Origin of the sequence: Paenibacillus puerhi (genome assembly GCF_009846885.1) — a bacterium.
Classification (GTDB): Bacteria; Bacillota; Bacilli; order Paenibacillales; family NBRC-103111; genus Paenibacillus_G; species Paenibacillus_G puerhi.
Window position 1 is genome coordinate 1 of the sequence record NZ_WUWM01000062.1, and the last position, 5,661, is coordinate 5,661.

Annotated in this window: 4 protein-coding genes and 3 pseudogenes; 1 reads left to right on the plus strand and 6 read right to left on the minus strand. The window is 32.3% G+C overall.

Features of this window, described 5'->3' with window-relative positions:
• Window positions 1–121 precede the first annotated feature (121 nt).
• A pseudogene (locus GSF01_RS28695) lies at window positions 122–376 on the plus strand (transposase); the annotation flags it as partial.
• Between the two features lie 19 nt (window positions 377–395).
• Here GSF01_RS28695 and GSF01_RS28700 read toward each other — a convergent pair.
• The 6 genes and pseudogenes from GSF01_RS28700 to GSF01_RS28725 all read right to left on the minus strand — a co-directional run.
• Window positions 396–703, minus strand: a pseudogene (locus GSF01_RS28700) (phospho-N-acetylmuramoyl-pentapeptide-transferase); the annotation flags it as partial.
• Entirely contained in the window at window positions 685–1,065 is a 381-nt protein-coding gene (locus GSF01_RS28705) for a phospholipase D-like domain-containing protein (RefSeq protein ID WP_159888689.1), read from the minus strand. The gene GSF01_RS28705 and the pseudogene GSF01_RS28700, both read right to left, overlap by 19 nt.
• Before the next feature lie 22 nt (window positions 1,066–1,087).
• Window positions 1,088–2,707, minus strand: coding sequence for a coiled-coil domain-containing protein (locus tag GSF01_RS28710; protein ID WP_159888690.1), 1,620 nt, complete (start codon window positions 2,705–2,707; stop codon window positions 1,088–1,090).
• On the minus strand, window positions 2,697–3,731 hold the full coding sequence (locus GSF01_RS28715) for a hypothetical protein (RefSeq protein WP_159888691.1): 1,035 nt from the start codon (window positions 3,729–3,731) through the stop codon (window positions 2,697–2,699). The genes GSF01_RS28710 and GSF01_RS28715 overlap by 11 nt, the downstream gene beginning before the upstream one ends.
• 770 nt (window positions 3,732–4,501) lie before the next feature.
• Window positions 4,502–5,458: a hypothetical protein gene (locus tag GSF01_RS28720; protein WP_159888692.1), complete on the minus strand. Its 957-nt coding sequence runs from the start codon at window positions 5,456–5,458 to the stop codon at window positions 4,502–4,504.
• 11 nt (window positions 5,459–5,469) lie between these two features.
• Window positions 5,470–5,661, minus strand: a pseudogene (locus GSF01_RS28725) (IS4 family transposase); the annotation flags it as partial.

Below are 5,661 nucleotides of genomic sequence, written 5' to 3' on the forward strand. Positions count from 1 at the left end.
TCTCCTTCGTCAGTTCTCGCAAACCTTACGATAGGAGTTTAATAGGATGCTGGCAAGTGTCTCTTTTGCATTTAACTTAGCATTTTTACGCTGCAATATTCGGCACTTTTATTATGCAATAAACACACGGGTCCACCATGCAAACGAGTTAAAGCCGTTTCTGCAGGAGAATGAGAGACTGAGACTGGCCTTCCTGCCAAAGTATAGTCCAGAGCTTAATCCGGTCGAAGGACTATGGAAATGGTTGAAGCATGATGTGGTGAATAACGTTTTTTTTAGTGAGTTTTACCATATCCGTACACATGTCACTGCTTTTATGAAACTGATTAACCAGAACCCTCTTCAAGTCATCGACCGCCTGCTGTTAGGAGTATAAGATTCTTCAGTTCATCTTATATAACAATTTTATTTTCACTCCACCCGTACTTTAAGCTGAAATGATAATGGATAGGTGCCATGCGAAACATGCGAAACTTAGTTTTTTTATAGTACCAAACCTGTAATATCACGGATAGTTTCTCGATCACATATATAAAGAATACAAGGGGGATTAAGATCTCAACCTTTTCAATTATAGCCATAAAAGCTAATGAACCGCCGATAGCGGCGAACCGGTGTCCCCCATAAAGGCTCTGGCCGGATACCTATTATAGAAAAACAAACCTAACAAACAACCGATCATGACTAGCGAGAAGGTGTTAATAATAGATTCTCAAAGTTATTATTAGAAGCGTTGATTGTCCAGTTATATGAGCCTACCAATGCTGCACTATCATCAATTACACAAAATTTATGATGCATATATTGCTTGCCACCAGGCATTTTTAAACGCTTAAGTACCATGCCAAGTTTCTCAAGTTCTTTAATTTTTTCATGATATCTTTGATGAAGAACATCAGAGTTTATGACGACTTCCAGCTTCACTTTTCTTTCTAAGATATCGCGAAATATATCAAAATAAATTTCAAAATTGATCCACGCAACAGCAACTCTTACTTTTATTTCCGATTTTTGAAGTTCTTTTTTAATTACATTTTTAAAATTGTCAAAAAATATATCATTCATCCTCAAATCACCTCTCTTGCTATCAATTCAAATTACTCTTGATGCTAATTGATAATTTATCACTCAAGAGTAAAAAATCCTGAACATACTTTCTTGAGAGTAGCTTAAATGGAATATGATCCATATAATTTATATGATTAATCATCTGGACATTATTATATTTTCCGATTTCCTCATCTTTTAGTGTAGCAGTAAAAATCACTTGATTATCAAATTCTTTAAATAAGTCCAATACCTTCTTTTCTTTCACTGTAGATAACTCACCATCTCTGAAATAATCAATTATAATTGGAAAACGATGCTTTAATACCGACAAGAGTGCATATAGCTTTGATAAATAAAATTCGGTTTCTTCAACGCCTGAATACACTGACTGCCTACGAGAAAACAAATCATCAAAAAATAAATTTCCATTGGGTTCGATCGTTTTGTAGAATTCATTCATTTTTTCAAAAATTTGATCCCGCAATTCTTTTCGTTCTATTTGATTTTCTTTTTCTTTATTCATACTGCTCGTTAAGGATCGTTCCAACTCTTTTAGTTCTTTTGAAATTGAGAGTATTCGAGAGTCAGCCTCTCCAGCACTTATCAGTTCGGATTTATATAATAATAGTGATTGCAAACTAACTTCATCAATAGAAAGCAGTGACTGTAATTCATCCTGATACTTATTAATATCAAATGTCAATCTCTCAATTTCTTCAGAATAGATGTTAATTTTCTCTTCAATTGAAATCAGTATTTGACTGCGTATTTCGTTACTCGAGATATCAAATGTATATGACTTATCTGAAGTAGAATAGCCAATATTTTTGGAACCGCAGTCTAAACAATGTAATATTCCGGCAGATAGACTTTGATTTAAAGAACGCAATTCTTTTAAAGTAATTTCATTTTTTATTTTTCTTGAAAGTGCATTATTTCTTTGGGAATTTAAACCTATTATGTTAGTTTTTATTTTCTCGGTACTTGATAACTTTTCTTCAAATTTCATCCTATCGTTAGACTTGCTTGCTAATCCAATTACAGATAGAGTAGATTTAAGAATTTTGTTTTGTTTCTGGAGTTCTTTTTTCTCCGCCTTTAATTTTTGTATCCTTTCCTTAATTTGATTTTCATCAAGATCACTATAAAAGTGGGTTTCAATTCCAGCGTAACTATATATCATATTAAAAAAATCGGTTTTATTATAATACCCTGCTTGAAATATGTTTGAAGTGTTTTTGCTGTCTTGTCCAACAAAGAATATTTGATAAAACAAAACAGGATCAACGATTTTTTTAAAACCATCTTTGAGGATCATCGGTAATTTAAAAAGATTATTATTTATGTAGTGTTTAAACTCCGTTTGATTATCAAATGTAGAAAGATTACTTTTATAAAGCACAACAAACGAATTTAACTTTCTAGAAATGGTAACGGGAATATTGTCGAGTTCGAATTCAATAATGTAATAATATTCTTTGAAATTAAATGAAGAGGGGAATATGGGTTCGTTGCCTAATGCGTACATCATAGATTGTATTACGATAGTCTTCCCTTTATTATTATCATCACTAGAGATTATATTTAACCCCTCTGAAAATTTGTTTTCAATGAACGCTTCTTCTGAGTTACCAACCGCTACTTTTTTAATCTTCATATATACCATCCTTAAGTACAGCCATAAAATATTTAACCGACATTATATTCAAAAAATTTAATTTACTTAATAATGTATGATCCAGTTTCCTATACGCCTCTTCAATTGACAAATTTTTATCAATCGTAATCACTTGGTAAATATTATTGAACAGATCCCAGAAATTCTCCGCGTTATTTTTATCAAACAAGGTCTTCGCAATATCATGCTGGCAATCCTCAAGTACATCCTTTTGAATAGCAGCAGGCATTTTGGAATATATAGGTATAAAAGAATGGGTAATTCCTCTCTGCATTATATTGTTATTAATAATCCGATTTAAAACCATCATTTTTATCTCATTTGCTGTCAAATGTCGATTATAATAAATAAACTCATCCATAGCACTAATGATGGTACCTTCAACATTATTGTTGTTTTTTTTCGTCGACTGCGCATCTCTAATCTGATCAAAGATATGTTCAAGAACTATATCATTTGGAATTATTCGTGGGTTAACTTTAACTATATCCCTGATGTAGTCACTTTTACTCTTATCATCAATTACAAAAACTACTGTATTTAGAAAATCAGTAGCGACCTGTTCATTGACCTTCGAGTTGTCAATGTATACTTTCGAGTGACTTTCTTTTACTAGAGCTTTTATTATTTTATTTTGCGACTTGGATTCAATATTATTCACATCGAAAATATTCTTTGTGTTGTCAATTCTAATTGAATCCGCAATACCTCCCATAAAGAGAATATAATGATCAAAATTGAATCCTGAAAGATAGTTTTTAAATAAAGTAACCAGTTCTTTACCGATATTTGCTTGATGATTAACCTTAGCTGCTTTCGATTGTAGATCCCATGATTTTTGAGAGAATCTATCTATTGCAGTTAGGTCGTTAAAAAAATCTATGACAAAATAATATATTTCATTACTATCGTCTCTAAAGTTCATTAAATACAATAGTGCCTTAGTTTCAAATTCAGACCCTTTTGCCTTTGTTTTTTCGCTTGCCTGTATAACATATTGCATTGGTAACCTCCCTTCTAATTGCAAAATCGTGCTTAGAGAGCAGCAAAATTACTATGCTTATTTAGGAAAATTGTACCATATGGCCTGATCAAATATCTATCTGAACATTTGATATCTTGCAGCATAGCCAAACAACGAAATATTCAAAGGGCTATTCCAAAAGTCATTTTGTATTTATCTATGTCCTATATTGAACCGATTTCCTTCGTGAAAAAGGACCACAATCTCCACTTTCCAGTGGAATTTGAGGTCCTTTTGCTTGTAAATTGGATTGTTCCCATATCATGCGAACAATTTTCCGACAGCATCGCAAGCTCACATAATTTTTTCCTTAGTGAATCTTACACAATCACTTTATCCGCACCTACCTGATCCCAACATCTACGCCCATCGTACTGATGAACTGGATGATCCGCAGCTCGAAGTGAATCTTAATTCCGTCTTTACAAACCTCAATCCCTTCAATGATCGTGCGGAGCATCATTTTCTGTTGTTGAATCGAAGCCTAATTGAACACCTTGCGCCAGTTTGGGATATACTGCTTCAAGGTCTCTAATTCTTTCATTTCAATCCGATAACTCCACAAACAAAAATCCCGGGCACTTAATACTTCTGAGCTTCATCAGACAGGTAAATGCGGCTCTCAAAAATGCTAATTCCTCACGAGCGACACACAGCACTCCACATGTGTTGAGACCGTGAAAGGGATATATTGATCTGAAAGGTATTGTCTAATGAGTTTAAAGTAATCTGGCGCAGTTGCTTCACATTTAGTAAAACAAATTACACTCACTAAACTTATTTTTTAATTTAAACACTTTCGAAATTGTTCTAAACAAATTATGGTTATTTTTCCTTAGAAAATGTGCAAAATAATAAAAATCTTCTTTTTCAAAATCTCTAAGATTGTCCCAAAATTTCGGGTTTAAAGCTATATTAGGATCATATAAAATCACAATTTTAGTTAAGTACTTAATAAATTTCAATTCATTATCTTCAGCACATTTTTCCAACATTTTACAGTAATTTTCTATTGTTTTGCTTAATTGAGATTTATATGACAATAAAATAACTGTATATTCATTTTCAGGAAAAATATTAAAAGAAATTTGATCGGTTGAAAGTAAATACCTTTTGTTTATATCCCATATTGGACGCGTACAAAAACATGATACAAAATCTATCTTTTTCTTAATTCTTATTACTATCGTTTTAATACTATCCCAATTTTCTTTTTCATAATTAATTTTAAAAAACTCTAAATTTCGAGATGAATATTTAAAATGGGCGTCTCCTACTTTGTTAAACAAAGAATGGGTTAAATTATTAAAATTTTGTTTTATTTCTAAATGTGAGTGTTGGAAAATAAAGGATTTCAAGGCGAATTGAAATAACTGTTTTTTGTTTGATTCATCAAACTCGTTTCCATTTTCAATTTCATTAAATAACAATTTATCATGGGCTCCGCAAAGCACTCTGTAAACATTAGCATTTTTGATATTTCTTTTTGATAAACGCCCTTTATTTTTTTCAAATTCTTGTTCTTCCCATGCAAAAACCATAACTTGGTTATTACGGGATATTCTTTTTAGATAGGACGACTTGGAAATTATGTGATTTTTTTCATTCTTATATTTACCGTTGCTGTTACATTCACATATCAAACCTGTAAATGTACAATCACTCTGGTTTCTATAGTGTTTTACTTCCCCAAAAACTTTACTCATTTTTTATTAACTCAACTTTCGCAGCTTGAAATTGGCAAATAAACCTTGATGTAGCTAGGCAAACCGGCAATCCAACCTTGAAGTTGACGATGAATCAGTTTTGAGATTCTCTTTCCTGCCTTTGCTGCAACTTCGTTCATCAGTTCAACCAGTTGTTGAAGCGCAATGACCCAATCCATCGTGCCAACTTCGTCGCACAACAA

Excerpts from the sequence above, each read along its gene's own strand:
- GSF01_RS28715 (WP_159888691.1), bottom strand. The coding sequence starts at position 3,731 with ATGCAATATGTTATACAGGCAAGCGAAAAAACAAAGGCAAAAGGGTCT.
- GSF01_RS28720 (WP_159888692.1), bottom strand. The coding sequence starts at position 5,458 with ATGAGTAAAGTTTTTGGGGAAGTAAAACACTATAGAAACCAGAGTGAT.
- GSF01_RS28705 (WP_159888689.1), bottom strand. The coding sequence starts at position 1,065 with ATGAATGATATATTTTTTGACAATTTTAAAAATGTAATTAAAAAAGAA.
- GSF01_RS28710 (WP_159888690.1), bottom strand. The coding sequence starts at position 2,707 with ATGAAGATTAAAAAAGTAGCGGTTGGTAACTCAGAAGAAGCGTTCATT.